Source organism: Cellulomonas sp. PSBB021 (assembly GCF_002240455.1).
Classification (GTDB): domain Bacteria; phylum Actinomycetota; class Actinomycetes; order Actinomycetales; family Cellulomonadaceae; genus Cellulomonas; species Cellulomonas uda.
Map to the genome: position 1 here is coordinate 1,221,014 of NZ_CP021430.1, position 26,147 is coordinate 1,247,160.

General features: G+C 71.0%; 27 protein-coding genes and 1 pseudogene. 11 read left to right on the forward strand and 17 right to left on the reverse strand.

Annotation, left to right across the window (positions count from 1 at the left end):
• Positions 1-122: 122 nt before the first annotated feature.
• The 4 genes from CBP52_RS05510 to CBP52_RS05525 all read right to left on the reverse strand — a co-directional run bounded on the left by CBP52_RS05510 (position 123) and on the right by CBP52_RS05525 (position 3,161).
• Positions 123-395: a hypothetical protein gene (locus tag CBP52_RS05510; protein ID WP_157732498.1), complete on the reverse strand. Its 273-nt coding sequence runs from the start codon at positions 393-395 to the stop codon at positions 123-125.
• Between the two features lie 65 nt (positions 396-460).
• Positions 461-865 (reverse strand): hypothetical protein, encoded by a 405-nt coding sequence (locus CBP52_RS05515; RefSeq protein ID WP_157732499.1) that lies wholly within the window; start codon positions 863-865, stop codon positions 461-463.
• A gap of 12 nt (positions 866-877) precedes the next feature.
• The gene (locus tag CBP52_RS05520) at positions 878-2,191 is read right to left on the reverse strand and encodes an ISL3 family transposase (RefSeq protein ID WP_094180147.1); all 1,314 of its coding nucleotides are present in this window, start codon (positions 2,189-2,191) and stop codon (positions 878-880) included.
• A 127-nt stretch (positions 2,192-2,318) separates the two neighbouring features.
• Positions 2,319-3,161 (reverse strand): RHS repeat-associated core domain-containing protein, encoded by an 843-nt coding sequence (locus CBP52_RS05525; RefSeq protein ID WP_094180148.1) that lies wholly within the window; start codon positions 3,159-3,161, stop codon positions 2,319-2,321.
• On the opposite strand from CBP52_RS05525, the gene CBP52_RS18655 reads away from it, so the two are divergent.
• Positions 3,066-3,593, forward strand: a complete 528-nt coding sequence (locus CBP52_RS18655) for a DUF3459 domain-containing protein (RefSeq protein WP_369826309.1) — start codon at positions 3,066-3,068, stop codon at positions 3,591-3,593. The genes CBP52_RS05525 and CBP52_RS18655 overlap by 96 nt on opposite strands.
• Positions 3,594-3,694: 101 nt before the next feature.
• Here CBP52_RS18655 and CBP52_RS05535 read toward each other — a convergent pair whose 3' ends face one another.
• The gene (locus CBP52_RS05535) at positions 3,695-3,961 is read right to left on the reverse strand and encodes a hypothetical protein (RefSeq protein WP_094180150.1); all 267 of its coding nucleotides are present in this window, start codon (positions 3,959-3,961) and stop codon (positions 3,695-3,697) included.
• 5 nt (positions 3,962-3,966) lie between these two features.
• The gene (locus tag CBP52_RS05540; protein ID WP_198303532.1) at positions 3,967-4,233 is read right to left on the reverse strand and encodes a hypothetical protein; all 267 of its coding nucleotides are present in this window, start codon (positions 4,231-4,233) and stop codon (positions 3,967-3,969) included.
• Between the two features lie 69 nt (positions 4,234-4,302).
• Between CBP52_RS05540 and CBP52_RS05545 the strand changes: the two genes are divergently transcribed.
• Positions 4,303-4,665: a helix-turn-helix domain-containing protein gene (locus tag CBP52_RS05545; protein ID WP_157732500.1), complete on the forward strand. Its 363-nt coding sequence runs from the start codon at positions 4,303-4,305 to the stop codon at positions 4,663-4,665.
• Positions 4,666-4,673: 8 nt separating this feature from the next.
• Entirely contained in the window at positions 4,674-5,213 is a 540-nt protein-coding gene (locus CBP52_RS05550; RefSeq protein WP_094180153.1) for an endonuclease V, read from the forward strand.
• A 38-nt stretch (positions 5,214-5,251) separates the two neighbouring features.
• Here CBP52_RS05550 and CBP52_RS05555 read toward each other — a convergent pair whose 3' ends face one another.
• The 4 genes from CBP52_RS05555 to CBP52_RS18660 form a co-directional block, all read right to left on the reverse strand.
• The gene (locus tag CBP52_RS05555) at positions 5,252-5,515 is read right to left on the reverse strand and encodes a hypothetical protein (protein ID WP_157732501.1); all 264 of its coding nucleotides are present in this window, start codon (positions 5,513-5,515) and stop codon (positions 5,252-5,254) included.
• A gap of 130 nt (positions 5,516-5,645) precedes the next feature.
• Positions 5,646-5,885: a hypothetical protein gene (locus CBP52_RS05560; protein WP_157732502.1), complete on the reverse strand. Its 240-nt coding sequence runs from the start codon at positions 5,883-5,885 to the stop codon at positions 5,646-5,648.
• Positions 5,885-6,868 (reverse strand): Hint domain-containing protein, encoded by a 984-nt coding sequence (locus tag CBP52_RS05565; protein WP_094180156.1) that lies wholly within the window; start codon positions 6,866-6,868, stop codon positions 5,885-5,887. The genes CBP52_RS05560 and CBP52_RS05565 overlap by 1 nt, the downstream gene beginning before the upstream one ends.
• Positions 6,865-7,113 carry a CHC2 zinc finger domain-containing protein gene (locus tag CBP52_RS18660; protein WP_157732503.1) on the reverse strand — a complete coding sequence of 83 codons (249 nt, stop codon included), beginning with the start codon at positions 7,111-7,113 and terminating at the stop codon, positions 6,865-6,867. The genes CBP52_RS05565 and CBP52_RS18660 overlap by 4 nt, the downstream gene beginning before the upstream one ends.
• Between CBP52_RS18660 and CBP52_RS05575 the strand changes: the two genes are divergently transcribed.
• The gene (locus CBP52_RS05575; RefSeq protein WP_094180157.1) at positions 7,080-7,478 is read left to right on the forward strand and encodes a helix-turn-helix domain-containing protein; all 399 of its coding nucleotides are present in this window, start codon (positions 7,080-7,082) and stop codon (positions 7,476-7,478) included. The two genes, CBP52_RS18660 and CBP52_RS05575, sit on opposite strands and share 34 nt — an antisense overlap.
• Positions 7,479-7,496: 18 nt before the next feature.
• On the opposite strand, the gene CBP52_RS05580 is transcribed toward CBP52_RS05575, so the two are convergent.
• The 5 genes from CBP52_RS05580 to CBP52_RS05600 all read right to left on the reverse strand — a co-directional run bounded on the left by CBP52_RS05580 (position 7,497) and on the right by CBP52_RS05600 (position 11,463).
• Positions 7,497-7,991, reverse strand: a complete 495-nt coding sequence (locus tag CBP52_RS05580) for an immunity 26/phosphotriesterase HocA family protein (protein ID WP_094180158.1) — start codon at positions 7,989-7,991, stop codon at positions 7,497-7,499.
• Entirely contained in the window at positions 7,991-8,692 is a 702-nt protein-coding gene (locus CBP52_RS17830) for a hypothetical protein (RefSeq protein WP_198303533.1), read from the reverse strand. The genes CBP52_RS05580 and CBP52_RS17830 overlap by 1 nt, the downstream gene beginning before the upstream one ends.
• 16 nt (positions 8,693-8,708) lie before the next feature.
• Positions 8,709-8,984: a MafI family immunity protein gene (locus CBP52_RS05590; RefSeq protein WP_232514669.1), complete on the reverse strand. Its 276-nt coding sequence runs from the start codon at positions 8,982-8,984 to the stop codon at positions 8,709-8,711.
• The gene (locus tag CBP52_RS17835; protein WP_094180160.1) at positions 8,981-9,952 is read right to left on the reverse strand and encodes an RHS repeat-associated core domain-containing protein; all 972 of its coding nucleotides are present in this window, start codon (positions 9,950-9,952) and stop codon (positions 8,981-8,983) included. The genes CBP52_RS05590 and CBP52_RS17835 overlap by 4 nt, the downstream gene beginning before the upstream one ends.
• Before the next feature lie 237 nt (positions 9,953-10,189).
• Positions 10,190-11,463, reverse strand: a protein-coding gene (locus CBP52_RS05600; protein ID WP_094180161.1) for an IS3 family transposase whose coding sequence is annotated in 2 segments (ribosomal slippage) — positions 10,190-11,115 and positions 11,115-11,463 — 1,275 coding nt in all. Because the reading frame shifts where the segments join, the coding sequence is not laid out codon by codon here.
• Between the two features lie 364 nt (positions 11,464-11,827).
• On the opposite strand from CBP52_RS05600, the gene CBP52_RS05605 reads away from it, so the two are divergent.
• On the forward strand, positions 11,828-15,307 hold the full coding sequence (locus CBP52_RS05605) for a bifunctional proline dehydrogenase/L-glutamate gamma-semialdehyde dehydrogenase (RefSeq protein ID WP_094180162.1): 3,480 nt from the start codon (positions 11,828-11,830) through the stop codon (positions 15,305-15,307).
• A gap of 57 nt (positions 15,308-15,364) precedes the next feature.
• Here the strand turns inward: CBP52_RS05605 and CBP52_RS05610 are convergent, their stop codons facing one another.
• Positions 15,365-18,388 carry a cellulose binding domain-containing protein gene (locus tag CBP52_RS05610; protein WP_232514670.1) on the reverse strand — a complete coding sequence of 1,008 codons (3,024 nt, stop codon included), beginning with the start codon at positions 18,386-18,388 and terminating at the stop codon, positions 15,365-15,367.
• 150 nt (positions 18,389-18,538) lie between these two features.
• Positions 18,539-19,626, reverse strand: a pseudogene (gene zapE / locus CBP52_RS05615) (cell division protein ZapE).
• A gap of 300 nt (positions 19,627-19,926) precedes the next feature.
• Between zapE and CBP52_RS05620 the strand changes: the two are divergent.
• Genes CBP52_RS05620 through cobA form a run of 6 tightly spaced genes read left to right on the forward strand, consistent with a single transcriptional unit; the run spans position 19,927 to position 26,137 of the window.
• Positions 19,927-21,588, forward strand: a complete 1,662-nt coding sequence (locus CBP52_RS05620; protein ID WP_094180164.1) for a nitrite/sulfite reductase — start codon at positions 19,927-19,929, stop codon at positions 21,586-21,588.
• A complete protein-coding gene (locus CBP52_RS05625; RefSeq protein WP_094180165.1) occupies positions 21,585-21,782 on the forward strand; it encodes a hypothetical protein in 198 nt (65 codons plus the stop codon). The genes CBP52_RS05620 and CBP52_RS05625 overlap by 4 nt, the downstream gene beginning before the upstream one ends.
• On the forward strand, positions 21,779-22,498 hold the full coding sequence (locus CBP52_RS05630; protein WP_094180166.1) for a phosphoadenylyl-sulfate reductase: 720 nt from the start codon (positions 21,779-21,781) through the stop codon (positions 22,496-22,498). Before CBP52_RS05625 ends, CBP52_RS05630 begins: the two co-directional genes overlap by 4 nt.
• A complete protein-coding gene (gene cysD / locus CBP52_RS05635; protein ID WP_198303534.1) occupies positions 22,495-23,445 on the forward strand; it encodes a sulfate adenylyltransferase subunit CysD in 951 nt (316 codons plus the stop codon). The genes CBP52_RS05630 and cysD overlap by 4 nt, the downstream gene beginning before the upstream one ends.
• Positions 23,445-24,953 (forward strand): sulfate adenylyltransferase subunit 1, encoded by a 1,509-nt coding sequence (locus CBP52_RS05640; protein ID WP_094180167.1) that lies wholly within the window; start codon positions 23,445-23,447, stop codon positions 24,951-24,953. The genes cysD and CBP52_RS05640 overlap by 1 nt, the downstream gene beginning before the upstream one ends.
• Positions 24,953-26,137 carry a uroporphyrinogen-III C-methyltransferase gene (gene cobA, locus CBP52_RS05645; protein WP_094180168.1) on the forward strand — a complete coding sequence of 395 codons (1,185 nt, stop codon included), beginning with the start codon at positions 24,953-24,955 and terminating at the stop codon, positions 26,135-26,137. Before CBP52_RS05640 ends, cobA begins: the two co-directional genes overlap by 1 nt.
• Positions 26,138-26,147 lie beyond the last annotated feature (10 nt).

Genomic DNA, 26,147 nt, shown 5'->3' on the forward strand with positions numbered 1-26,147 from the left:
CTTGGGGACCGTCACCCTGATCTAGGACCCGGGACCCGGACGAGGCGCCACCCTGTCATGCCTCGCCGAGCCCGTCTCGTAGCACAACGATGCGTGAGCTCAGGCTGGCGCATCGCAGCAGATCAGAAGGGACTGTCGAAGATGTCGCCCTCGTGCTCCACGACGCGGAACGAGGACGCCACGACGATGTGTCGCACGCCTTCAGACGCGAACACGAAGACGCCGTCCGACCCTGCAAGTTCGCCGAGGAAATCATAGACCTTGGCAACATCCCCTTCCTCCGGCTGCACCAACTCAAGGCCCCTCAGGATCCTTGCGCAGCAGAGCAACTCAACCCCGTCGAAGATAAGGTCGACGTTCGTGGAGGTGTTCGGCCCACGGGGGCTGCGGATCATCAGACCGCCATGGCTAACGCGGTACTCCCAGAGCTGAAACAGACGATCCGGGTACGAGACACTACTCATCCGAAGGGATTCCCAACACATTTCCCGTTCTGCCAGAACTCCAGGTTCGGGAAGCTGCCCTCTCGAATCTGCAGCAGCTCCCAGTCAGTCGCACCGCCCCTACCCGCGGCCGCCCGGGACACGCCCGGCCAGACGTCAACGCCATCCAGGTTGAACAGAACGCGCTGACCCGGATCCCGCAACTTTCTCACGACACCGTCCTTCCACGCACCTAGAGGCGCGTCCGGCCCCACCTCCGGCAGCGACTTCCACGTATCAGCACCATGGGTCAGAGCGAAATCATCCAGGTGATCCTTGATCCCCATCGCGAAGGGCTTCGAGACTGCGACGTTTGCGGCCGTCTCGACGGCTGCGCGAGCCGACAGTGACGCCGCGGCCTCCGCAAGTACCCTCTCTCCCACGTTACCGGCTCTTCACAATGCAGGGTGTAGTCGGGGTCTGAAGCCGCCGGTCTCGAGGAGGCTGCGGGTGATGTAGTTCGTCAGGTTCCGGAAGCCGAGGGCGGAGCCGCGCAGGTGTTCGAGCCGCCCGTTGATGGCCTCGGTGGGGCCGTTGCTGGTGCCGGGGCGGTCGAAGAACGCGAGGACGTCCGCGGCACGCTTCTTCAGGGTCCGGCCGAGGGTGATGATCTCGACCAGCGACGTCGGTACTCCGGTAGCGACGCAGTCGATCAGCGCGGTCATGATCTTCTTGCCGGTCGTCCGGTCCGGGTGCCGGTAGGCGCCGATCATCCGCTGGTAGATGCCCCAGGTCGCCTCGACGGGCACGTGCTCCTCGTCGGCGAACAGGGCCTCGAGGCGGGCGGCTTGCCGGTCGGTGAGCAGGTCAGCACCGGTGTGCAGGGTCCGCCGGGCCCGGTAGAGCGGATCGGTCGCGAGGCCGCGGTGCCCGTGGAGCTCCTGCTGGACCCGGCGCCGGCACTTGTCGAGGGCGTCACCGGCGAGGCGCACGACGTGGAACGGGTCCATGACCGCGACCGCGTCGGGGAGCTCTTCGGCGGCGGCGGTCTTGAACCCGGTGAACCCGTCCATCGCGACGACCTGGACGCCCTGCTGCCACGCCTTGGGCCGCCCGGCGAGCCAGTCCTTGAACACCGCCTTGGAGCGGCCCTCGATCATGTCGAGCAGTCGGGACGGCCCCGTGCCGTCCTTCACGGGGGTCAGGTCGATGATGACGGTGACGTACTTGTCGCCACGGCGGGTGTGCCGCCACACGTGCTCGTCCACGCCGATGACGGTGACCCCGTCGAACCGGGCCGAATCGGCGATCAGCACGCGGTGGCCTTCGGCGAGGACGGCGTCGTTGACCGTGTTCCAGGCCACGGCGAGCGCGTCGCGCAGCCGGGCGACGGTCAGGTGCTGGACCACCAGCCCGTTCAGCGCCCACGCCAGCGCGGCACGGGAGAGCTTCGCACGCGGCTCCGCCGCCCGGGTGGTGTCCTGCCGCCACACCCGCTCACAGGTGGGACACCGGTAACGGCGCACCCGCACGTGCAGCGTGGTGGGCCGCCACCCGAACGGCTCGTGCGCCAGTCGGCGCGTGACCGTGTCCCGCACGAGGCCCTCCGCACCGCACTGGCGGCAGAACTCGTCGCCCGGCACCGGGACGACCCGGCACTCGAGCACCGTGCGGCGGTCGGTGACGTGCTGGCCGACGACGACCAAGCCGAGATCGTCCAGACGGGCGAACGTGGTCAGGTCAGGCGGGCAGAAGGTAGCGTCGTCCAACGTCGAGGTCTTTCGGATGGGTTGGTGTGAGAACCCCCATCTTCGGAAGACCTCGACGCCTTCCCCCACCTCGACACGCCCGCCACCACGCCCGACGTCTCACGACATCGTCGACACTCCTACACCCTCATCTGTGATGAGCCACGTTACCGACGTAGGAGGTCGCCTTGGCGGCGTTGCCCGCGTTCCCGCCGATCAGGATCTGGGGGCCGGCCCACTCTCCGATGTCGTCGGAGTACGCGTAGATGCTGTTGGTGTTCGGGTTCCCGAACCGCCCGATGGTCCCTGGGGTGACGAGGTCGACCGCGCCGAGCACGGCGTCGGCTGATCCGGCGCCCCACGACTGCAGGCTGTTGACGATGATGCTCTGACCGTCGGAGTCCTCCAACCACGCGCTGTACCAGTTCGCAGTCCCCCGCCCGGCTCGGGCGATCGGATCGGTGAGCCAGTCCCAGCTGATCATCAACCCGGTGGGGTCCGACCAGGTGGTCGGGTTGTTGTTGGCGTAGACGTAGGCGTTCCACTGCTGAGGGTTGGTCAGGTCGAGTACCGGGTCGACGGAGATGAACCGGCCGGTGGTCTCGTCGTAGTAGCGGGCACCGACCTGCGTCAGACCGGTACTCACGTCTCGGGTCTTGTCGAGGAACTGCCGCTCACCGGGGACGTCGACGCCCGCGCTGCGGGCCGCGCCGAACGGGTCGGTGTACTGCTTGACGACACCGGCCGCGGTCCATGTGGTGTTCGCGATCGCGATCAGGGCCGTGCCGTGCAGGTCGGCGACCAAGGACGTGACCGCCCCCAGACCCTTGCCGGTGCGCACCGCCACGCTCTGCCCGTCGAACGAGTAGTACCGCACCGCGGAGACGACCTCGCCGTGCTCGACGCGGATCTCCTGCCCACCAGGCAGGTAGACCGTCGTGCCGGAGGAGTCCGTGCGGGTCAGACGCTCACCGTCCGCGTCGTAGACCATCGAGGTCCTCGACCCCGCAGTGCCCACCGCCGTGAACTCACCCTCACCGTCCCACACCAGCGGCCCGAAACCCGGCCGGGAGGTCTGACGCCCGGCCGCGTCGTACTCGTAGCCCGCGACCGCACGCTCGTCGCGCTACGCCGCTCGTCCGCCGACCTGGCGTCCGGCGACCTGGCCGCGACGGACCTCATGTGGTCCGGCCCGGACGACAGCGACGGCCCGTGGCACGGGCTGTTCGACCTGCGCCGCGGCGACGCACGCGTCCTGCTCAACCTCGACGACGACGACCGCGCGGTCACGCTCGAACCCGACGTCCCGCTCGTCGTCGCCGCCGCATGGGACGGCGTCCGCTACGACGGCCCGGACACGCTCGTCGTCCCCGCCACCTCGGTCACGGTCCTGCTCCCGCGCGACGAGTCGCCGAGTGCGTGACGCCGCGGACCGCCGTCCATTCAGGCCCGACCCATGTCGCTCATGGAGATAGCACGCCGGCGACTTGTGCCGCGGCGCTTGTACTGCGCTCGAGGACAGGGTCAGGATGCTCGGTAGCGTTGCCGGGCGGCTTCGCCGGTGGTGCCGATGGCCTCGCCGAGCTCGCGCCAGGACAGGTGCGCCTCGCGGGCGGCGTGGATGGCCTGGGCGAGCTCCTTCTCCGCCGCCGCGCGGCGGAACGCGGCGAGCTTGACCGCCATCAGCGGTGGCAGCGGCGCGTCGAAGTCACCCGCGGTCGGGTCATAGTCCTCGAAGGCGTCGGCGAGCTGATCGGCGTGGGCGATCAGGTCGGTCAGTGAGGGTCGCATGGGTATCACCTGAGGTACTTGTTCCGGGCCGGGCGCAGCGCGTGGGCGATGGCGAGCTCGCCTCCCCACCAGATCACGACCCCGACCTCGACCAGCTGGGCGCCGGCGACGTCGGGACCGATGAACATGACCATGTCGTCGTCCTGGCGGACATGAGCGAGAGCGAACCGCAACGCGTGCAGCATGTCGTCCTCGCTCACCCCGTGGCGGTAGGCCGAGTCCAAGATGATCGGGTCGGTGGGCGCCTGAGAGTTCGTCGGTCCGCCCGCCATGATCACAAGGTTACTTGTCGCAAGGTCACTTGCCAAGCGAGGGCGGGTCAGGGCCGATCGGGCCACGACATGCCCAGCGCGTTCCAGCCCCACCGCCTACGCGAGCTACGCACCCAGGCCGGCTGGTCCCAGGCCGACCTCGCCGACAAGATCGACTCCGACGCCCGCCAGGTCTCCCGTTACGAAGGCGGCAAAGTCGCCCCCGGCCTGGACACCGTCGTCCGCATCGCCGAGACCTTCGACGTCGCCGTCGACTACCTCGTCGTCCCCGACGCGCCCCGCCGGCCCCTGCACGCCCCCACCAACGCCCTGGCCGACCAGCTCACAGCCTTCGCCACCCTGCCCCCCGACGACCAAGCCGCACTACTCAAAGTCCTCGACGCCCTCGTCACCAAGACCAAACTCCGCGCCCTGACCACCGACGCCAGCTGACCAACCCCGTGCACGACGCAACGACGGTCGGCGCCGTAGACGTTCACTACGACGACGCGGGTAGAGCGAGAGCCGCCCTGGTCGCCTGTCGAGAACTCACCTTCTCGACGGTGTCCTCCGAGCACGTCGCCACCATCGCCCGGACGGCACCATACGAGCCGGGTGCACTCTTCAAGCGGGAACTACCGTGCATCCAAGCGGTCCTGGCACTCGGTCCACCGCTCGAGCTCCTGGTCATCGACGGCTATGCCACTCTCGATCCATCGGGCCGCCCAGGGCTCGGAGCGCACGCCGCGGCCGCAATCGGCATTCCGGTCATCGGCGTCGCGAAGACGCCCTTCCGCACCGCGACACATGCAGCCGAGGTGATCCGCGGCGCCGCGACCCGACCCCTCTACGTCACGGCCGCCGGAGGGCTCACAACCGCTGAGGCGGCACGGATCGTCGCTGCGATGACAGGACCGAACCGGCTCCCCGCCGTACTGGCGAGGGTGGACCTCCTCGCTCGCGGCCGCGTCCAGCCGATCAACGCCGAAGACACCTCCTGACTCGGCTTATCCTCCGGCCGGCCCGCGCCCAGACGAGATCAACGCGCAGCCAGCGCCGAGCGGATCAACTCGATCCGATCAGGCGCGACGACCTCGATCACTTCCAGGGCGTTGTCTCGCGCCCACCCTTCATGCGCCAGTGCCCATCGCGCGAGCAGCCAGAGCCCCTCACGCGCACGGTCCCTGCAGCGAGACTGCAGGGTCGAATCCGTCACCGACGTGCCTCTCACGATGAAGAACAAGAGATCCAACATCCGGCCGCTTCGCCAGGACGGCTGGTCCTCCGTCAGAGCAGCAAGCACCACGGACACCGTCGGCTCAGCCGCCGAGTAGATCGTCCCCTGCGAGAAGAGCGACCGCGTCGACCCAGTGGTCCATCGAGCGCGCCAGGTCCTCGAAGAAGGCCGTCACCAGTTGCTGGTTCACCGGTTGTCACTGCTCCGAACTGATCGGGTTCCAATGCGTCCCCGAGGCTCGGGCCTCATCCTCAGCCGCACCGATTCGGCCCATGAGCGCCTCGGCGTCCTCCCGCGACATACCGAGGATGTTTCGGAAGTCGTGGTCTTCCATCCGAACCCCGTGAAGCGCGTGCGACAACGTCAAGTAGACGAAGATGTACTCGTCCTTCGTCAGATCAAGATCAACGCCGTCGCTCCGGAATCTGGCAATCATCACTCGTTCACCGCCCTTCGCAGGGCCTCGTCGACCGCGTGACTGAAGTTGTCCGGGCGGTAGACCGACCCCGGGACGCCTGCGTTCGGGCCTCGGAAGATGATCGCGGAGTTCCCGTAGTCGATCCAGAAGCGTGAACCGTCATCGCGAAGATGGCCCGCGCTCCGACTCATCACGTCATCAACGTAGGCACCCATCTCATCGACGGACTTGAAGCCCATATCGGCACCGTGCTTGTCGAACGCCTTCATCGCGATGTCCCACGCCTCGTCCGAGCACTCGTTGTGGACGAGGATCGCTTCGGGGCCGACGTGATAGGTGTGGACGCCAGCGATCTCGAGGTTGTAGGCCAGCCCGGAGCTCTCGGTCCCTGGCCGGAAACCAATGACCGTGATCTGGCGGCCGCCGTCTCCGAGGACGACCTCGCCCGCCGTGAGCTGGTCCGCTTGCTCGAAGCGCTGGTCAGTGACGGACCAGAACAGGTGATCGGTGGTCGTGGTCAGGACGCTGCCGTCGGCCAGGACCAGGTCTGCGAGCTCGTCATCGTGGACCCACAGGTACGTGACCTTGCGGGTGACGCGTTCGCCGGTCTCGGGGTCGGTGGCCACCACCTCGTCGCCGACCTTGATGTCCTTGATCGGCTTCTTGGTGCCGTCGGCCATGAGCACCAGCGTGGTTCCAGCGAAGGACCGCAGGCACGTGCGTGCTGCTGTGCGTCCTGTGTTTGCGGCAACACCGGTAGCCACCACGGTTCGGGGTTGCGGGGGGTCGTTCCCTAGTCGCGGACCTGCGGTGATGCTCGCTGATGGCTCGACGGCAACCTGCGCCGTGGGCGTGGAGGCCCCGACGGCGTTCTGCGCCGCGGAGGCTGTGAGGGCCGACGCCGGTCCGGCGGTGAACGCGCCGAGGACGACGGCAAGGACGGCGGCTAGGAAGGCCAGGACCCAGGCCGGCGCGTGGGCGCGGCGGGTCGAGGTGGTCATGGACCTGAGTCTGGCAGCGCCAGGGCCGTCAGCGGGGCTCTGGGAGGCCCGTGTCGATGACGGCGGCGATGACGGAACCGATGACGCGGGCGCCCGGGAGCGATGACGGGGGCGGTCGCGGACACGTAGCGCAAGAGGAGCGGACCGCCACCGCGGCCGCAGGCACCCAGGCAGTGCCACAGGTTCTTGCTCGGCGTGATCACCAGCGACGGTGAGTCGTCCTCGTGGAACGGACACGCACCCACGTAGTCCTTGCCCTGGCGACGCAGCGCGACGCCGCAGCCCTCGACGAGTCGGCTGGTCCCAGGCCGACCTCGCCTCCAAGATCGGCGGCGACGCCGGCCAGATCAGCCGCTACGAGCACGGCCGCATCACCCCCTCGGCCGACGTCATCATCCGGCTCGCCGAAGTCTTCGACGTCACCACCGACTACCTGCTCCTCGACGACGCCCCCCGACGCCCCCGGCGCACACCCGACGAAGCTGCCCTCGGCGACGACCGGATCGCCGCCGTCACCGAACTCAGCGAAGAAGACCTCAACCTCGTCGCCAGCTTCATCGACGCCCTCGTCACCAAGACAAGGCTCAAGGTCCTCGCCGGCGGAAGCTGAACGGGCGCTGCCGACGGATCAGGCCTCTGGCACGCGAGGGATGCCGAGGGCATCGCTCACCTGGTCGTCCAGCCAGCGGTAGCTCGATAGCGCCCAGTCTCCGCAGGGCTGCCTCTCCCCTGGAAGGACATTGAGGTTCTCGTCGACGTGACGAGAGCGAGCAGCGTCCCAGAAACAATGCTGATCAAGGAGGTCGCCCTGTGACAGCGCGTGACTCGTCACCGTCTCGAAGTACCCCCTCGTCCACGGCATCCGGTTGATGAAGACCGGCGGCAAGAGCAACCGATCAGGCCGGAGTTGCGCCAGGGCAGGCTCCTTCGACGTCGACCGCTCCCTGTAGACGTAGATCAAGTACGAATTCGGCATCGGCGCCTTGGGATGATCAAGCTCAGCTCCGATCACCCTGCCGAACAGGTACGTCTCGTCAGGAAGCTGCATCGCGAACACGTCTCCCTGCTGCGGCTTCTTCCGGCTCGGCTTGAGCACGCGCAGGTTCGTCAGGACGTCGGACATCAATACCCGTTCTGCTTGAGCCAGGACTCGCCCCAACTCACCGCGTCGTCGTAGTAGGAGTGCGTGGGCGAGATGCTGTTGATCTTGTTCTCGAAGCCGGCGCCGTTGCGGACGATCAGCGCCTGCTCGATCGCACGTGCCTGACCACGCGTGACCGGAGCCGAAGTCACCTGTTGCAACTGATCGAAGCGAGCACCGTGCTGACTCGATCGGCGAGCCAAGTTGTTGGTGATGCCGCCGTACACCGGCTTGCCGCTACGGATTCCCAGGTACACGTGAGTGTTCGCTGGGCCACCGCTCAGCGCCTTCGGCAGGACATGCGCTCCCGCGTTTGCGGCAACACCGGCTCGCGCGAGCGACGAAAGGCCCCCGACGTCAGCCCGGGCTCCCGCCTGGGTCTTGCCCGCAGCCTCGACAACCTGCGGGGGACCGCCGGGGGCGGTGTAGGTCCTCGTAGGTCCAGGTGTGGCGATATCCGGGGACGCCGAAGCGCCGTGCGACCAACGGTCGACGGCGTCGTATGTCATTGCACGGTCGTTAGGCCCGGGAGGCCCACGCTCCGCTGCGGTGTCGTCGAACGGCTCGGAAGCGCGGGTGCCGTCGTAGGCGTAGCCGGGGAACGATTCTCCTGGAGCGACAGCGACGGCGTTAGACGTTGGAGTTGCAAGCAGAGCCAGCACTGCGGCGATCACCGCGGCCATCAGGGTCCCGATCCTGCTACGCATCGGCAGCGTCTTCCCACAGATGATCGGTGAGCTCGCGGCGAGCGCCGAGCACCGCACCGAGACCCTCGAGGTCACGAATGACGTCGGGCTCGAGCCCTATCTCCCATTCGTAGATCTGGGTGCACAGTGTCTCGAAGGCTACGAGCCACTCGCCCACATCGATCAGCGACTGCACGTTGCTGATGTCATCCGGGGTGAGCCCAACGGCTGCGTCCATCGCCTTGTGGAGTCGGACGGTCATCTGCTCGGGAGTCGGTGTCGTGGTCATGGAATCGGGAACCCCGTGATGATGCCCTCGCCGCCGGGTTCGAGGACGACCCGGATCTTGACCCCGTCTCGGACGCCTTCGACGGTGTATCTGACTGGCGCACCGCCGCGTGTGAACGCTGCGCCTGCTCGACCCGTTTGCTGAACCCAGGTGAGCGATGGGTCAGTCGCGATGTCCGAGATCGAGTGCATGATCTTGTCGTCCGACCAGCCCTTGGGGAACCAGGTGTTGCCGGCCTCCCCGCCATAGCGGTGGCCGTCAAGGATATGACTACGACGCGACGCTGACGCTAGGTCGACGAACTCGTCCGCAGACTTTGCGGCGGCCTGGGGCAGGTCAGGCGGTGTTGTCTTGGGGACCGTAGCATGGGGCGTCTCGCTGATCGTGGTGGTGGGGCGGGCTCCCTTGCCGGTCATGACGCCGATTCCGCCCCTGACGGGCAGGTACACGGTGGCGGCGGCGATCGCCGTGCTTTGGACTGCGCTGGTGGCGTGGAAGGCCGCCGCCTCGACGTTGCCGTCCTTGACCGCGTCCACGGTCGAGTAGCCGCTCGCGACCGCGCCGTACATCGGGTTCAAGGTCAACGTCGCAGACGTGTACCAGCCCCACGCGCCGCCACCGTTCTCCTTCGCGATGGCGGGCATCGCGGCGATGGACTGCACGACGGAGGCCGGGTTGAACGAGTGCGCGACGGACGCGACGGTGTTGAACGTACCCTTGCCGAACCCGCTCAGGACGTCCCCGATCGAGCCCCAGCTGAACAGTCCGGTGGGGTCGGACCAGGTGGTCGGGTTGTTGTTCGCGTAGACGTAGGCGTTCCACTGCTGAGGGTTGGTCAGGTCCAGCACGGGGTCGACCGAGATGAACCGTCCGGTCGCCTCGTCGTAGTAGCGTGCACCGACCTGTGTCAGACCGGTGCTGGGGTCTCGGGTCTTGTCGAGGAACTGCCGCTCACCGGGCACGTCCACGCCCGCGCCGCGAGCTGCACAGCGCCGTAGGTGTTCCCCAGGTCGACCTGTCCGCAGCTCTGTGCGAGGACGAGCGCCGACTCGATGTCCGGTGCCTCTGTCTCACTGCGCCCCGCCGACGACCCGCCGACCACCTCACCGACCGCGTAAGCAGCCACCGCCACGAGCACACCCGCAAGCCCAGCGCCCATGACGCGAAGACGGGCCCTACCCCCGGATCTTGGACACGGGGTGTGATTACGCAGCGGTGGGCAGCGTAGTGGCCCGGCGGGCCTCGTAGTTGGAGGGGGACAGGTAGCCGCACCAGGAGTGACGGCGGCGGGTGTTGTAGCGGACGAGCCACGTGAAGACCTGTCGGCGGCAGGTCAGCTCGTCGGGCCAGCAGGCGGCGTCTTGGAGGACCTCGCGCTTGATCGTGGCGTTGAACGATTCCGCCAGTGCGTTGTCGGCCGAGGAGCCGACGGCGCCCATGGACTGGGTGAGACCGAGCTTGCGGCACAGCTTGGCGTAGGCCTTGGAGCAGTAGACCGACCCGTGGTCGCTGTGGAACACGGCGCCCTTGAGGCTGCCCCGGGTTGCGGCGGCGGCCTTCAGGGCGTCCTCGACCAGCTCGGTGCGCATGTGGTCGGCGATCGCCCAGCCGACGAGCCGTCGGCTGTAGCAGTCGATCACGGTCGCCAGGTACAGGTTCGTGCCGTCCGCGATCGGGAGGTAGGTGATGTCCCCGACGTAGCGCTCGTTGGGGCGCTCGGCGGTGAAGTCGCGGTTGACCAGGTCGGGGTACTTCTGTCCCGACGGCTCGGGGATCGTGGTCCGCGCCCGGCGCTTCTTCACATAGCCCCGGATGCCCTCGACCCGCATCACCCGCGCGACGCGCTTGTGGTTCACCCGCTCACCGCCAGGACCGCTGTCGCCGAGCTGAGCGTTGAGCTCGACGGTGATCCGCGGCGCGCCCTGGGTGTTGTCGACGGCATGAATGGCCCTGATCCGCTCGGCCAGCGCGGCGTCCGCGGCCGCCTTGGCTCCGCGGGCAGGGGCCGCCTTGAGCCAGGCGTAGTAGGACGAGCGCTCGATCTCGACGAGCTCGCACAGTCGCTTCACCTCGAAGGTGGTGGAGTTGTCGGCGACGAACTGGAAGCGACTCACCAGCGCGTCTCCCCGGCGAAATACTTGGCCGCCCGCTGCAGGATCTCCCGCTCGGTCGTGAGCTTGGTGGTCTCGACCTCGAGCTCGTTCACCCTGGCCTCGAGCCGGGCGATCTTCTGCTCCGGCGTCTCCCCGGCCGGCGCGGACGACCTCGCCGGGGACGTCTTGGACTGCAGCGGGCTGGAGGTCAACGTCCCGTCAGCGGCGGTCTTCTTGCCGGTCCCGTAGACCTCGAGCCAGTGCCGCAGCGTGCCGCGCACAATGCCGAGATCCTCGGCGATGCCGCGGACCGTGGCGCCCGGGATGGACTCGTACAAGTCGACAGCCTGACGACGGAACTCCTCGGAGTAGTTCTTCCTGGCCATGGTTCCTGAATCATCTCGCTTCCCCAGCAGATGCTGGATTCAGCGTGTCCAAGAACCGGGGTCAAGCCCCCACCACGACTCGACACACGCACGAGCCCCCCCGGTCCCACTCAGCGAGGAGGGCGAACCACCGGGCTGGGCTGCGATCAGATCCGAACGCAGCGTGGTGGTCACGCACCCCGCTCACGGTCGAGATGTCCGCAGTTCACCCGATTGGACCGCTGACAACCTGTGGTCCGGGCGCCGCGGGCCGGCGGAGCCAGGGCACGCTCGGTCTGGCGCGGGCGGCTCGCAGGCCGCATTGTCGGTGCAGGGCCACCACCCCCGGCCCGCTCCGCTCGACGCCGCCTCACGAAGGACTGCCATGACGCTCTCGCCCGACACGGACCCCGACGGCCGCCAGGACGTGCCGGACCCGCGCCTCGAGCGCGAGGCGCTCGCACTCGAGGCGGTCGAGCTCGTCCGCGGCTGGGTGCGCGAGTCGGCCGGCCATCGGCCCGACGCGTCGGCCGCGCAGCTCGCGGCGGCGCTACGGGACCCGGACGGGCTCGCGTTCGTCGTCGGGTTCGTCGACGGGGTGGTCCGGCCGCAGGACACGCGCGTCGCGGCGGCGGCGCTGCACCACCTGGCGGCACGTGCGCCGCGGTTCCTGGCGCCGCCGCTGCGTGCGCTGCTGCGCGCCGGTGGTGCGCTGGCACCGGCGCTGCCCGACGTCGTGGTGCCCGTGGCCCGTCGCGTGCTGCGGCACCTCGTCGGGCACCTCGTGGTCGACGCGAGCGACCGCGGGCTGACCCGGGCGATCGCGCGGCTGCGGACGGAAGGCGTGCGGCTCAACATCAACCTGCTGGGCGAGGCGGTGCTGGGCGAGCGGGAAGCGCGACGGCGGCTGGACGGCACCATGGCGCTGCTCGCGCGCGACGACGTGGACTACGTGTCGGTCAAGGTCTCGTCCGTGGTCGCGCCGCACGCGCCGTGGGCGTTCGACGAGACCGTCGCGCACGTCGTCGAGCAGCTGCGCCCGCTGTACCGGCTGGCCGCGTCCTCGTCGCCGACGACGTTCGTCAACCTCGACATGGAGGAGTACCGCGACCTGGACCTCACGCTCGCGGTGTTCCAGCGGCTGCTCGACGAGCCCGAGCTGCTCCACCTCGAAGCGGGTGTCGTGCTGCAGGCGTACCTTCCTGACGCGCTGCCCGCGATGCGGCGCCTGCAGGAGTGGGCCGCGGCACGTCGCGCGCGCGGTGGCGCGCCCGTCAAGGTCCGGCTCGTCAAGGGCGCCAACCTGCCCATGGAGCGCGTCGAGGCCGAGCTGCACGGGTGGCCGCTCGCGACGTGGCACACCAAGCGGGAGTCGGACACGCACTACAAGCGCGTGCTCGAGTGGGCGCTGACGCCCGATCGCGTGCGCAACGTGCGGCTCGGTGTGGCTGGCCACAACCTGTTCGACGTCGCGTACGCGTGGCTGCTCGCCGGGCGGCGCGGCGTCCGGGACGCCGTGGACGTCGAGATGCTGCTCGGCATGGCACCGGGCCAGGCGGACGTCGTGCGGCGGGACGTGGGCGGGCTCCTGCTCTACACGCCCGTCGTGGCACCGGCCGAGTTCGACGTCGCGATCGCCTACCTCATCCGCCGGCTCGAGGAGGGCGCGTCGAGCGAGAACTTCCTGTCCGCGGTGTTCGACCTGGGGTCCGACGAGCGCCTGCTCGACCGCGAGCGCGACCGCTTCCTCGCGTCGGTCGCGGCGATCGACGACGAGGCGCCCGAGCGGCACCGGGTGCCCGACCGGTACGCCGCGGTCCCCCGCCCGACCCTGGGCCGGTTCGCGAGCACGCCGGACACGGACCCGGCCGTCGCCGAGAACCGCGCCCGCGCACGGGCCGTGCTGTCGCGTGTTCCCGGCTCGACGCTCGGCGTCGACGCCGCGGTGGGCGCGTGGCTGCGCTCGTCGGACGAGGTCGATGCCGTCGTCGCGACCGCGCGTTCCGGCGCCGCGCGGTGGGCGGCACTGCCGTCCGACGAGCGTGCGCGGGTGCTGCACCACGTCGGCGACGTGCTCGAGGAGCACCGGGACGTGCTCCTGGAGGTGATGGCGGCCGAGGCGGGCAAGACGCTCGAGCAGGGCGATCCCGAGGTCTCCGAGGCCGTCGACTTCGCGCACTACTACGCCGAGCTCGCACGCGGGCTCGACGACGTCGACGGCGCGCGCTTCGAGCCCGTGGGGCTCACGCTCGTGACTCCCCCGTGGAACTTCCCTGTCGCGATCCCGGCGGGCTCGACGCTCGCGGCCCTCGCGACGGGGTCGTCGGTCGTGCTCAAGCCCGCGGGTCAGTCGCAGCGCTGCGGCGCCGTGCTCGCGGACCTGCTGTGGCAGGCGGGCGTCCCGCGCGACGTGCTGCACCTGGTGCAGGTCGACGAGGGGACGCTCGGGCGGGTGCTCGTCGCGCACCCCGGCGTCGACCAGGTCGTCCTGACGGGCGCGTACGACACGGCGGCGCTGTTCCGCTCGTTCCGCCCCGACCTGCGCCTGCTCGCCGAGACGAGCGGGAAGAACGCGATCGTCGTGACGCCCAGCGCGGACCTCGACCTCGCGGTCAAGGACGTCGTCGCGTCCGCGTTCGGGCACGCGGGTCAGAAGTGCTCGGCGGCCTCGCTCGTCGTGCTCGTCGGGTCGGTCGGGCGCTCACGCCGGTTCCGGGACCAGCTCCTCGACGCGGCGTCGTCGCTCGTCGTCGGCGAGGCGCACGACCCGCGCACGCAGATGGGGCCGCTCGTCGAGCCCGCCGCGGGCAAGCTGCTCGGCGGCCTCACCGAGCTCGACCCCGGCGAGTCGTGGGCGCTCACGCCGCGCCGCCTCGACGTCGCCGGGCGGCTGTGGACCCCGGGCGTGCGGGTCGGCGTGCAGCCCGGCTCCCGGTCGCACCGCACCGAGTACTTCGGGCCCGTGCTGTCGGTCATGACCGTCGCGGACCTCGACGAGGCGATCGCCGTCGTCAACGACGTGGACTACGGCCTGACGAGCGGTCTGCACTCGCTCGACCCCGACGAGATCGCGACGTGGCTCGCGCGCGTGCAGGCCGGGAACCTGTACGTGAACCGCGGCATCACCGGTGCGATCGTGCGCCGCCAGCCGTTCGGCGGGTGGAAGCGCTCAGCCGTGGGTCCGGGCGCCAAAGCCGGCGGACCCGGCTACCTGGACACGCTCGTCTCGTGGCGGCCCGGGCGCGCCGTCGACGGGGCCCCGGTGTCCGACGAGCACGCGCGCGCGATCGTCGCGGCCGCGCACGCCGACCTCCCGCCCGACGAGGCCGACGCCGTCGAACGCGGGGCCCGCAGCGACGCCCACGCGCTCGCGACCCGCTTCACGCCGCGCGACGTCACGGGGCTGACGTGCGAGAGCAATGTCCTGCGCTACCGGCCCGTGCCCGAGCCGGTGCTCGTGCGCCTCGCGGCCGCCGGTTCGGTCGCGGACCTCGCGCGCGTCGTCGCGGCGGCCGCGGCGGCCGGGACCGACGTCGTCGTCTCGACCGCCCACGCGCTGCCCGACACCCTGGCGGTCGCGCTGGCCGACGCCGCGAGCGCGCTGGTCACCGAGGACGACGCCGCGTGGTCGGCGCGCGTCGCGGACCTGGTCGGGGGGCGGGTCCGGCTCCTCGGAGCGACGGTCGCCACGCTGACCGAGGCGACGCGCGGTCGTCCGGACGTCGCGGTCTGGGACCACCCGGCCACCGAGTCCGGGCGCGTCGAGCTCGCCCCGTTCCTGCGCGAGCAGTCCGTCACGACCACCACCCACCGCTTCGGCACACCCGTGGCGCCCCTCGTCACGATCGCGTCCGCCGATCGCTGAGGACACCACGGCGGGGGCCCGGGGACGTCGCCCCGGACCCCCGCCGTCCTCGCACGGTCAGCCGGTCGTGCAGCCGACCGCCGTCGGCACGGACGGTGCGGCGCCCGAGCCGACCCAGCCGTAGGAGGCGGTGCCGCCCGCCGGCAGCGCCCCGTTCCACGGCGTGCTCGTCACGGTCAGCGCCGTGCCCGACTGCGTGAACGTCCCGTTCCAGCCCTGCACCGCGGCCGGGTCGGACAGCGTCTGCGTGGTCCGCCACGACGCGATCGCGCCGTCCCGTGCCGTGACCGTGACCGTCGCCTGGTAGCCCCCGGCCCACGCGTTGACCTGCGTCACCGCCGCCGTGCAGGAGCCGTCCGAGGGCGGCGCCGGCGACGACGAGGTCGGGCCCGGGTCGGGCGACGACGTGGGGCCCGGGTCCGGGCTCGTGCCGCCGAACGTGACGCGCAGCGTGCCGTCCGCACCGAACGACCATGCGAGGTCACCGTCGTACGCCGAGCACGCGGAGGCGTTCGAGCCGTTCCAGAAGGCGTTGTCACCCTTGTCGCTGCCGACGATGCGGTCCTTGGAGCCGCTGTCGCACGAGACGTTCTTGCTGAACACCGACGAGCCGCCGTCGAAGTTGAAGTTGCGCTGCGCGTTGCCGACGGCCACGTTGCTCGTGATCGTCATGGCACCCGGGTTGCTGTTGAACGTGAACCCGTGCTTGCCGTTGTCCACCGCGTAGCTGTCGCGCACCACGTGGTCGACCTCGATGTCCTCACCGCCGAGCTTGAAGCCGTTGCGGTCGCCCGCACCGGCCTGGCTGCCGTCGGACAGCGTGCCGTTCTCGTACGCGAGCGAACGCTCGATCGTCACCGGACCGATCGCCCCGGTGTCGGACTTCGTGTACAGGTCCCAGCCGTCGTCGATGTTGTGGTGCGAGACGGTGTCCCGGAACACGTTGCCCGACCCGACCGTGAGCTTGGCCGCGAAGCCGTCGGCGTCCTCGCCGTCGGAGTCCACGTTGTCGTGCGACTCGCTGCTCACGACGAGGTTGTTCGCCGGCCAGTCGGAACGCGGCGTGTCGGACGCGGCCCGGGAGATCTGCAGGCCCGTGTCGCGGTTGTGGCGCGTCACCACCCGCTCGACGACGTTGTTGCTGCCGCCGATCGAGATGCCGTTGTCGCCCGCGCGCTGCACGACGATCCCGTACAGGTGCCAGTAGTCGGCGTTGAGCGACAGCCCGCGGTTGGTGGACAGCTCGCTCTGCGCGGAGAAGTCCAGCACGGGCGTCTCCCCCGGGTACGCCGACAGGAGCGTGCGGTCGCCAGACTTCCCGTCCGCGGTGATGAGCACCGTCTCCGACAGGCGGTAGGTCCCGCCCCGCAGGAAGATCTCGCCGCCGGAGGCGACCCTGCTCACGGCCGAGGCGAGGGTCGTCGGGGCGGACTCGGTCCCCGCGGCGCCCGCGCTGCCGTTCGGCGACACGTAGAGCGTGCCGGCGCTCGGCTGCGGCCCACCCGTGGGCTCCGGGTCGGACGTCGGGTCGCTGGTGGGCTCCGGGTCGGGCGTCGTGACGGTGCCCGCGTACGTCTCGAGCTCGGCGATCTGCGGCACGCCGTTCGAGCCGGTGACCTGCAGGCTGACCTTCTTCAGGCTCGTCGTCGGGAACGTGACCACACCCGCGCCGCTGCCGGACGTCAGCACGCCGCCGGTGTCCGCGTTCACGAGGTTCCACGACCCCAGCCGCCCGGTCGCGCCCGACGCCTCCACGACGACGACCGACGAGATCGTCGTCGCCGACGACCACTTGACCGAGACCGTGCCGGTCGAGCCGCTCGGCGACCAGTACGTCGACCGGTTGCCGTCGACGACGTTGCCGTAGCTCGTGCCGCTGGCCTTGCTCGAGCCGTCAGCGCCGGCGCCGATGCTGAGGTTCTGACCACCGGGGGTCGGGTTCGACGTCGGGTTCGAGGTCGGGTCACCGGTCGGCTCCGACGTCGGGCCGCCGGTGGGGTCGGTCGTCGGGTCCGGGGTCTGCGGCGAGCAGCTTCCGTCGGAGACCTTCAGCCCCTTGTTCGCGCCCGCGGTCGCGGCGACGAGGGCGGGCACGCACGTCGCGGCGTCGAGCGTGTACGCGTACGGGATGGACACGCTCGTCGTCGAGCGCACGTCGGGTCCCGCGGGGTTGTTGTCCGTGCCGCGCGACGACCACGTCACGTTGTCGAAGATGTTCCCCGCGACCTGCCACGTGCCGGCCTCGTCGGTGTAGAACGTGCCGAGCGGGTCCTTGGAGTCCTCGAAGTAGTTGTTCTCGACCTTCGCCTGCGCGCCCGCACGGGAGTTGATCCCGGACTTGCCGAGCCCGACGTAGTGGTTGTCGTACATGTGCGCCACGCCGCCGCGCAGCAGCGGCGTGCGGGACTCGATGTTCGAGTACAAGTTGTGGTGGAACGTGATGAACGAGTTCGCCCGGTCGCTCTCGCTCGACCCGATGAGCCCGCCGCGACCCGAGTTGCGCAGGATGCTGTACGACAGCGTCACGTACTTGACGTCGTCCTTCATGTCGAACAGGCCGTCGTAGCCCTCGTCCTCACCGCCGGACGCCTCGAGCGTCACGTGGTCGACCCACACGTTGCGGACGGTCGACTCCATGCCGATCGCGTCTCCGCCGTTGGAGGTCGGCGAGCCGGACTTCTTGACGTTCTTGACGGTCACGTCGCGGATCACGATGTTGCTCGAGTCGCGGATGTGGATGCCGATCTGGTCGAACGTCGCGCCGCCGACACCGACGATCGTGACGTTGCTGATGCCCTTGAGCTCGATCACCCCGGAAGCGGTGTTGCAGCTCGAGCCGGAGACCTTGGCCGTGTTGCCCACCGTGATCGTGCCCGACACCTGGATGGTGATCGGTGTGCTGGAGCTCGCGCGGCTGCACAGCGCCGCGTGGATGGCGGTGCCCGTGCCGGCGGTGACGGTCTGTCCGCCCGCGCCGCCCGTGGTCCCTCCGTTCAGGCTCGCGAAGCCCGTCGCCTGCCCGGTCGCCGCCTGGGCGCCGGTCGACACTGCTGCGAGCCCGAGCGTCGCGGTCAGGGCCACGGTGGCCCCGAGCCCAACGAGTCGCGCTGCGACTGGTCGTCTCATCACATGCCTCACCTTCGATGGTCGGGCCACCACCGTAGGATTGCGCTTTCCCAACGAACAAGGGGCACGGACGCGGCAACGCGCGGCAAAACGATTCGGCGTCGGTCAGGCGGTGGCGCGAGCGCCGGCGGCGGCCAACGCGCCGAGCCGGGACAGCGCGCGGTAGTACTTCTTGCGGTACCCGCCGCGCAGCATCTCGTCGCTGAACAGGCCCTGCGTCCCGCCGCCGCCGAGCAGCACGGGCACGTCGCGGTCGTACAGCCGGTCCACCAGCACGACCAGCCGCAGCGCCACCTCCTGGCGCGTCACCGGCCCCACGCCCGTCAACCCGACGACCTCCGTGCCGTCCAGGAGCGCGCCGTACTTGGAGGGGTGCACGGTCGCGAGGTGCGCGAGCAGCGCCGAGAAGTCGTCGAGCGTCGCGCCAGGACGACCCGTCACGGCCTCGCGCACCGCGTCGTCGGCCAGCGCGTCGCCGTGCTCGACCGACCGGTGGCGGTAGTCTTCGCCGTCGATGCGCAGCACGTCGAACCGCGCGGCGAGCGCCTGGATCTCGCGCAGGAAGTCCTCGGCGGCGAACCGGCCCTCCCGAGGGACTCGGGCAGCGTGTTCGACGTCGCCGCGAGCGCGACGCCGTGGTCCGCGAGCTCGCGCAGCAGGCGCGACATGAGGACGGTGTCGCCGGGGTCGTCGAGCTCGAACTCGTCGATGCACACCAGGCGGTAGGCGGACAGCGCTGCGACGGTCTGCCGGAAGCCGAGCGCTCCGACGAGGTTGGTGTACTCGACGAACGTGCCGAACGCGGCCCGCCCGCCCGCGGCGGTCACGGCGTGCGCGAGCGCCGCGAGCAGGTGCGTCTTGCCGACGCCGAACCCGCCGTCGAGGTAGACCGCCTCGGGCTGCGTGCGCCGGCGGCGCCACCACGACGAGCCGGTCGACCCGACGACCTGCTCGGTCGCGCGGCGCAGGCGCTCGACCGCCGCGGCCTGGCTCGGGTGCGCGGGGTCCGGCACGTAGGACTCGAACGACGCGCCCGCGAAGTGCGGGGGCGGGACGAGCTCGGCGACGAGCCGGTCGGGCGCGACCGCCGGCACGGTCGCGGCGAGCGACCGCACGGCCGCGGCACGGCCGTGCGTCGGGTCCGGCTGGAGGTCCGTCACGGTCGTCCAGGGTACGTCCACCTCGTGACCCATCGGGCGTCCGCATCGTGTCATGTGCGTCTCATCATCCGGTCTGGGACTCCCCGATCGGGCGACAGCGTGTGAACCTCGACGCGTGATCGAGTCCGGGTTCGTGCGGTGCTGTCGGCCTTGTGCCGAGTCGGCTGCGCGTGCCCGCACGTCCATGTGCATGTGCTGCTGTCTGCGGAGCAACTGACCCCGCCCCCGTCCCCCACCCTGGGCGCGCGGTCTGTGCCCAGAGGGATGCACCCGGCTCGAGGCCGGGTCCTGAGCGCAGCCGAACGCCCGTGAACGTCCTGGAGGTAGCGCCTCATGGCGCAGACCCGGATCGCGCCACCCGCCGCCAAGCCCGAGGGCCAGTGGGCCTTCGACCCCGAGCGGACACCGCTCAACGGCAACGAGGAGATGAAGCAGGCCGACGACGGCCTGTCCGTCCGGCACCGCATCGAGACGATCTACGCCCACGAGGGCTTCGCCTCGATCCCCGGTGACGACCTGCGCGGCCGCATGCGCTGGTGGGGCCTGTACACGCAGCGCCGCCCCGGCATCGACGGCGGCAAGACGGCCACGCTCGAGCCCGAGCAGCTCGAGGACGAGTACTTCATGCTCCGCGTGCGCTGCGACGGCGGCCGGCTGTCGCTCGCCCAGCTGCGCACCGTCGCGGGCGTCTCGCGCGAGTTCGGCCGCGGCACCGCGGACATCACCGACCGCCAGAACATCCAGCTGCACTGGATCCGCATCGAGGACGTGCCCGAGATCTGGCGCCGCCTCGAGTCGGTCGGCCTCACGACGCAGGAGGCGTGCGGCGACGTCCCGCGCGTCATCATCGGCTCGCCCGTCGCGGGCGTCGCGGCCGACGAGATCATCGACGGCACGCCCGCGATCGAGGAGATCCACCGCCGCTACATCGGCGACCCGGCGTTCTCGAACCTGCCGCGCAAGTGGAAGACCGCGGTCAGCGGCTCGCCGCACCAGGACGTCGCGCACGAGATCAACGACGTCGCGTTCGTCGGAGTCGTCCACCCCGAGCTCGGCCCCGGGTTCGACCTGTGGGTCGGCGGTGCGCTGTCCACCAACCCGATGCTCGGCAAGCGTCTCGGCGCGTTCGTCACGCTCGAGCAGATCCCCGAGGTGTGGGTCGGGGTCACGTCGATCTTCCGCGACTACGGGTACCGCCGGCTGCGCACGCGTGCGCGCCTGAAGTTCCTGCTCGCCGACTGGGGGCCGGAGCTGTTCCGCCGCGTGCTCGAGGAGGAGTACCTCGGGTACGCGCTGCCCGACGGTCCCGAGCCGCCGCCCCCGCCGACGGGCCGACGCGACCACGTGGGCGTGCACCCGCAGAAGGACGGCCGGTTCTACATCGGCGCCGCACCCGCGGTCGGCCGGATCTCGGGCGAGGTGCTCGACGCGGTCGCGGACCTCGTCGAGCTCGCGGGCTCGGACCGCGTGCAGCTCACCACCGAGCAGAAGCTCGTCGTGATCGACGTGCCGGGCGACAAGGTCGACGCGGTGGTTGACGGCCTCGAGGCGCTCGGCCTGCAGGTGCGCAACGCCTCGACGTTCCGGCGTGGCACGCTCGCGTGCACCGGCATCGAGTTCTGCAAGCTCGCGATCGTCGAGACGAAGGCCAGGGCCACGGCCCTCGTCGGCGAGCTCGAGCGCCGCCTGCCCACGTTCGACCAGCCCATCACCATCAACGTCAACGGCTGCCCGAACTCCTGCGCGCGGATCCAGACCGCCGACATCGGTCTCAAGGGCGCGCTCGCGCAGGGCGAGGAGGGCTACCAGGTCCACCTCGGCGGCGGGCTCGGCCTCACCAGCGGGCTCGGCAAGACCCTGCGCGGCCTGCGCGTGCCGTCCTCCGAGCTGCCGGACTACATCGAGCGCGTCACGCGCCGGTTCGACGAGCAGCGCCTCGAGGGTGAGCAATTCGCGCAGTGGGTGCACCGAGCGGCAGAGGAGGACCTGCGATGAGCGGCTCCGGCGAGGGACGCGCGGTCCCGTACTACTGCCCGTTCTGCGCGAGCGAGGACCTGTGGCCCGCGGGCGAGACCCACGGGCAGTGGGAGTGCCGCTCGTGCGCGCGCACGTTCGCGGTGCGGTTCGTGTCCGTCGCCGACCCGGGTGAGCGCACGCCACGCCCGGCGATCGCGGGAGGTGCCCGATGAGCACGACGACGCCGGCCGCGGCCGACCTGTCCCCCGACGAGCTGCGCGAGCTCGCGACCCGCGCGGGCGTCGAGCTCGAGGGCGCCCACCCCGAGGAGATCCTCGCGTGGGCCGCGCACACGTTCGGCCGCGACCTCGTCGTCGCGTCGTCCATGGGCGACGAGGTCCTCGTGCACATGGCCGCGCGGGCGGTGCCCGGGATCGAGGTCATCTTCCTCGACACCGGCTACCACTTCGCCGAGACGATCGGCACGCGCGACTACTACGCCGACTTCACCGACATCCGGCTGCGCACGGTCCTGCCGCTGCGCACGGTCGCGGAGCAGGACGCCGAGCACGGCCCGCGCCTGCACGACCGCGACCCGAACCTGTGCTGCGCGCTGCGCAAGGTCGAGCCGCTCGAGCGCGGCCTCGCGCCCTACCGGGCGTGGGTCACCGGCATGCGCCGCGAGGACGCCCCGACCCGCACCGACATCACGGTCGTCGGCTGGGACGCCAAGCGTGGCAAGGTGAAGCTCAACCCTCTCGCCGCCTGGACGCAGGCGCAGGTGGACGAGTACGTCGAGACCCACGGCGTCGTGCTCAACCCCCTGAGGCAGGCGGGCTACACCTCGATCGGGTGCGCCCCCTGCACGCGCGCCGTCGCCCCGGGCGAGGACCCGCGGGCGGGGCGCTGGTCCGGTACCTCCAAGACGGAATGCGGTCTGCACACATGACGACGACCCTCGGCGCCACGTCCCCCACGCCGGTGGCCTCCCCGCTGTCCCCCACCCGCCTGACCCAGCTCGACGCGCTCGAGTCCGAGGCGATCCACGTGATGCGCGAGGTCGCCGGCGAGTTCGAGCGACCCGTGCTGCTGTTCTCGGGCGGCAAGGACTCGATCGTCATGCTGCACCTCGCACGCAAGGCGTTCTGGCCCGCCGCGGTCCCGTTCGCGCTGCTGCACGTCGACACCGGGCACAACTTCCCCGAGGTGCTCGAGTACCGCGACGCGACGGTCGCGCGGCACGGGCTGCGGCTCGTCGTCGCGCACGTGCAGGACGCGATCGACGACGGCCGCGTGAGCGAGCGCCCCGACGGGTCGCGCAACGCGCTGCAGACCGTCCCGCTGCTCGACGCGATCACGAGCAACCGGTTCGACGCGGTGTTCGGCGGCGGTCGTCGCGACGAGGAGAAGGCGCGTGCCAAGGAGCGCGTGTTCTCCCTGCGCGACGAGTTCGGCCAATGGGACCCGCGCCGCCAGCGCCCCGAGCTGTGGGACCTGTACAACGGCCGCCACAAGCCCGGCGAGCACGTGCGCGTGTTCCCGCTGTCCAACTGGACCGAGCTGGACGTGTGGCGCTACATCGAGCGCGAGGGCATCGAGCTGCCCGAGATCTACTACGCGCACGAGCGCGAGGTGTTCGCGCGTGACGGCATGTGGCTCGCACCCGGCGAGTGGGGTGGGCCCCGCGCCGACGAGCGGCTCGAGACGCGCACCGTGCGGTACCGCACCGTGGGTGACATGAGCTGCACCGGAGCGGTCGACTCGTCCGCGACGACCGTCGCAGACGTCATCGCCGAGGTCGCCGCGAGCCGCCTCACCGAGCGTGGCGCCACCCGCGCCGACGACCGCGCGTCCGAGGCCGCCATGGAGGACCGCAAGCGGGAGGGGTACTTCTGATGCCCACCGCCCCCGGCCCCACCCAGACGAACGACGAGACGAGACCCGTGACGACGTCCCCCACCCCCGCCCCCGGCACCGCACCCGCCGCGCTGTCCGAGGGCGCCGCCGAGCACGCCTCGCGCGAGCTCCTGCGGCTCGCCACCGCCGGCTCCGTCGACGACGGCAAGTCCACGCTGATCGGGCGCCTGCTGTACGACACGAAGTCGGTGCTCGCCGACCAGCTCTCGGCCGTCGAGCGCGCGACCGCGGCGCGCGGCGCCGCCGCGGGCGAGGTCGACCTCGCCCTGCTCACCGACGGCCTGCGCGCCGAGCGCGAGCAGGGCATCACGATCGACGTCGCGTACCGCTACTTCTCGACGGCCCGACGCGCGTTCGTCCTCGCGGACACCCCGGGCCACGTGCAGTACACGCGCAACATGGTCACGGGCGCCTCGACCGCCCAGCTCGCGATCGTGCTGGTGGACGCCCGCAAGGGCGTGCTCGAGCAGACGCGGCGGCACGCCACGGTCGCCGCGCTGCTCGGCGTCCCGCACGTGCTGCTCGCCGTGAACAAGATGGACCTCGTCGACTTCGACGCCGCGACGTTCCACGCGATCGCCGAGGACTTCGCGGGTTACGCGGCTGGCCTCGGGCTGGGCGACGTGCTGGCCGTGCCGGTCTCGGCGCTCACGGGCGACAACGTCGTCGAGCGCTCGTCGCGCACGCCCTGGTACGACGGGCCGACGCTGCTCGAGCACCTCGAGACCGTCCCCGTGTCCGACGCGCGCGGTGAGGACGACCTGCGCCTGCCCGTGCAGGTGGTCATCCGGCCGCGCACCGCGGAGCACCCCGACTACCGCGGGTACGCCGGACGCATCGCGTCGGGCACCGTGCGCGTGGGCGACGCGCTGACGGTGCTCCCGTCCGGCAAGACGAGCCTCGTCACGGGCATCGACACGTTCGACGGCCCGCTCGACGAGGCGACCGCGGGCAGGTCCGTGACCGTGCGGCTCGCCGACGAGCTCGACATCTCCCGCGGCGACGTGCTTGTCCCCACCGGTGCGTCCGTGACCCTCGGGCAGGACCTCGTGGGCACCGTGTGCTGGCTGTCGGAGCGCCGCTCGGTGCTGGGCGCGCGTCTGCTCGTACGCGTCGGCACGCGCACCGTGCGCGCGCTCCTGCGCGAGGTCGACGCCCGCCTCGACGTCGACACCCAGACGGTCGAGCTGCTCAGCGGCGTCGACACGCTGCACCAGGTGGACGCCACCGACACGTCGTCGGACGCCACCCCCACGGGGCTCGGGCTCAACGCGATCGGTCGCGTGCGCGTGCGGCTCGCCGAGCCCGTGCTGCTCGACGACTACGCCGAGCACCGCGGGACCGGCGCGTTCCTCCTCGTCGACCCCGCGGACGGCTCGACGCTCGCCGCCGGCATGGTCGGCCCGACGCTGCTCGACCGTCTCGCCCCCGAGGTCGTCGCGGACGAGACGGCCGACGCGGACTGGCTCGCGGGGGCAGGCATCTGATGCACCCGCTCCTGCTGGACCTGGCCGGACGGCGCGTGCTCGTCGTCGGCGGAGGTCCGGTCGCGGCCCGCCGCTGCGCACGCCTCGTCGAGGACGGGGCCGACGTCCTCGTCGTCGCGCCCGCGCTCTGCGAGGACCTGGCGGCGCTCGCCGCACGCGGCGGCGTGCGCTGGGAGAGGCGCGACTACGCCCCCGGCGACCTCGCGGACGCGTGGCTCGTGCACACCGCCACGGGTGTGCGGGCGATCGACGACCAGGTCGCGGCCGACGCCGAGAACGCGCGCGTGTGGTGCGTCCGCGCCGACGACCACGCCGCGTCCTCCGCATGGACGCCCGCGGTGGCACGCTCCGGGGACGTCACCGTCGCCGTCAACGCGGGCGGCGACCCGCGTCGCGCCGCCGCGCTGCGGTCCGCGATCGCGCTGCTCCTGGACACCGGCGGCCTCCCGCTGCGGCACCACCGGGCTCCCGCCACGGGCTCCGTCACGCTCGTCGGCGGTGGGCCGGGTGACCCGGGGCTCATCACGACCAAGGGTCGGCGAGCGCTCGCCGAGGCCGACGTCGTGGTGGTCGACCGCCTCGGGCCGCGCGAGCTGCTCGCGGAGCTGCCCGACGAGGTCGAGGTCGTCGAGGCGGGCAAGGCCCCGCACGCGCACACACTCACGCAGACCCAGATCAACGCGGTGCTCGTGGACCGCGCGCGCGCCGGGCTGCGCGTCGTGCGGCTCAAGGGCGGCGACCCGTACGTGCTCGGGCGTGGCGGCGAGGAGGTCGCCGCGTGCGTGGCGGCCGGCGTGCCCGTCACGGTCGTGCCGGGCGTGACGAGCGCCGTCGCGGTGCCGGGTGCCGCGGGCATCCCGGTGACCCACCGCGGCCTGTCCCGTCAGGTCACGATCCTGTCCGCGCACGACACCGACCCCGACTGGTCCGCCCTCGCGCAGCTCGGCGGCACGCTCGTGCTGCTCATGGGGGTCGCGCGCATCGGCGCGTACGCCGACGCGCTCGTCGCGCACGGCACCGACCCCGGGACACCGGTCGCCGTCGTCGAGAACGGCACCCTGCCGAGCCAGCGCACGACGGTCGGCACCCTCGCGACCATCGCGGACCTCGCGCGCGAGCGCGCGGTGGCCAACCCCGCGGTCATCGTCGTCGGCGACGTCGCCGCCCTCGCCGACTCGCTGTGACCCGGGGCGA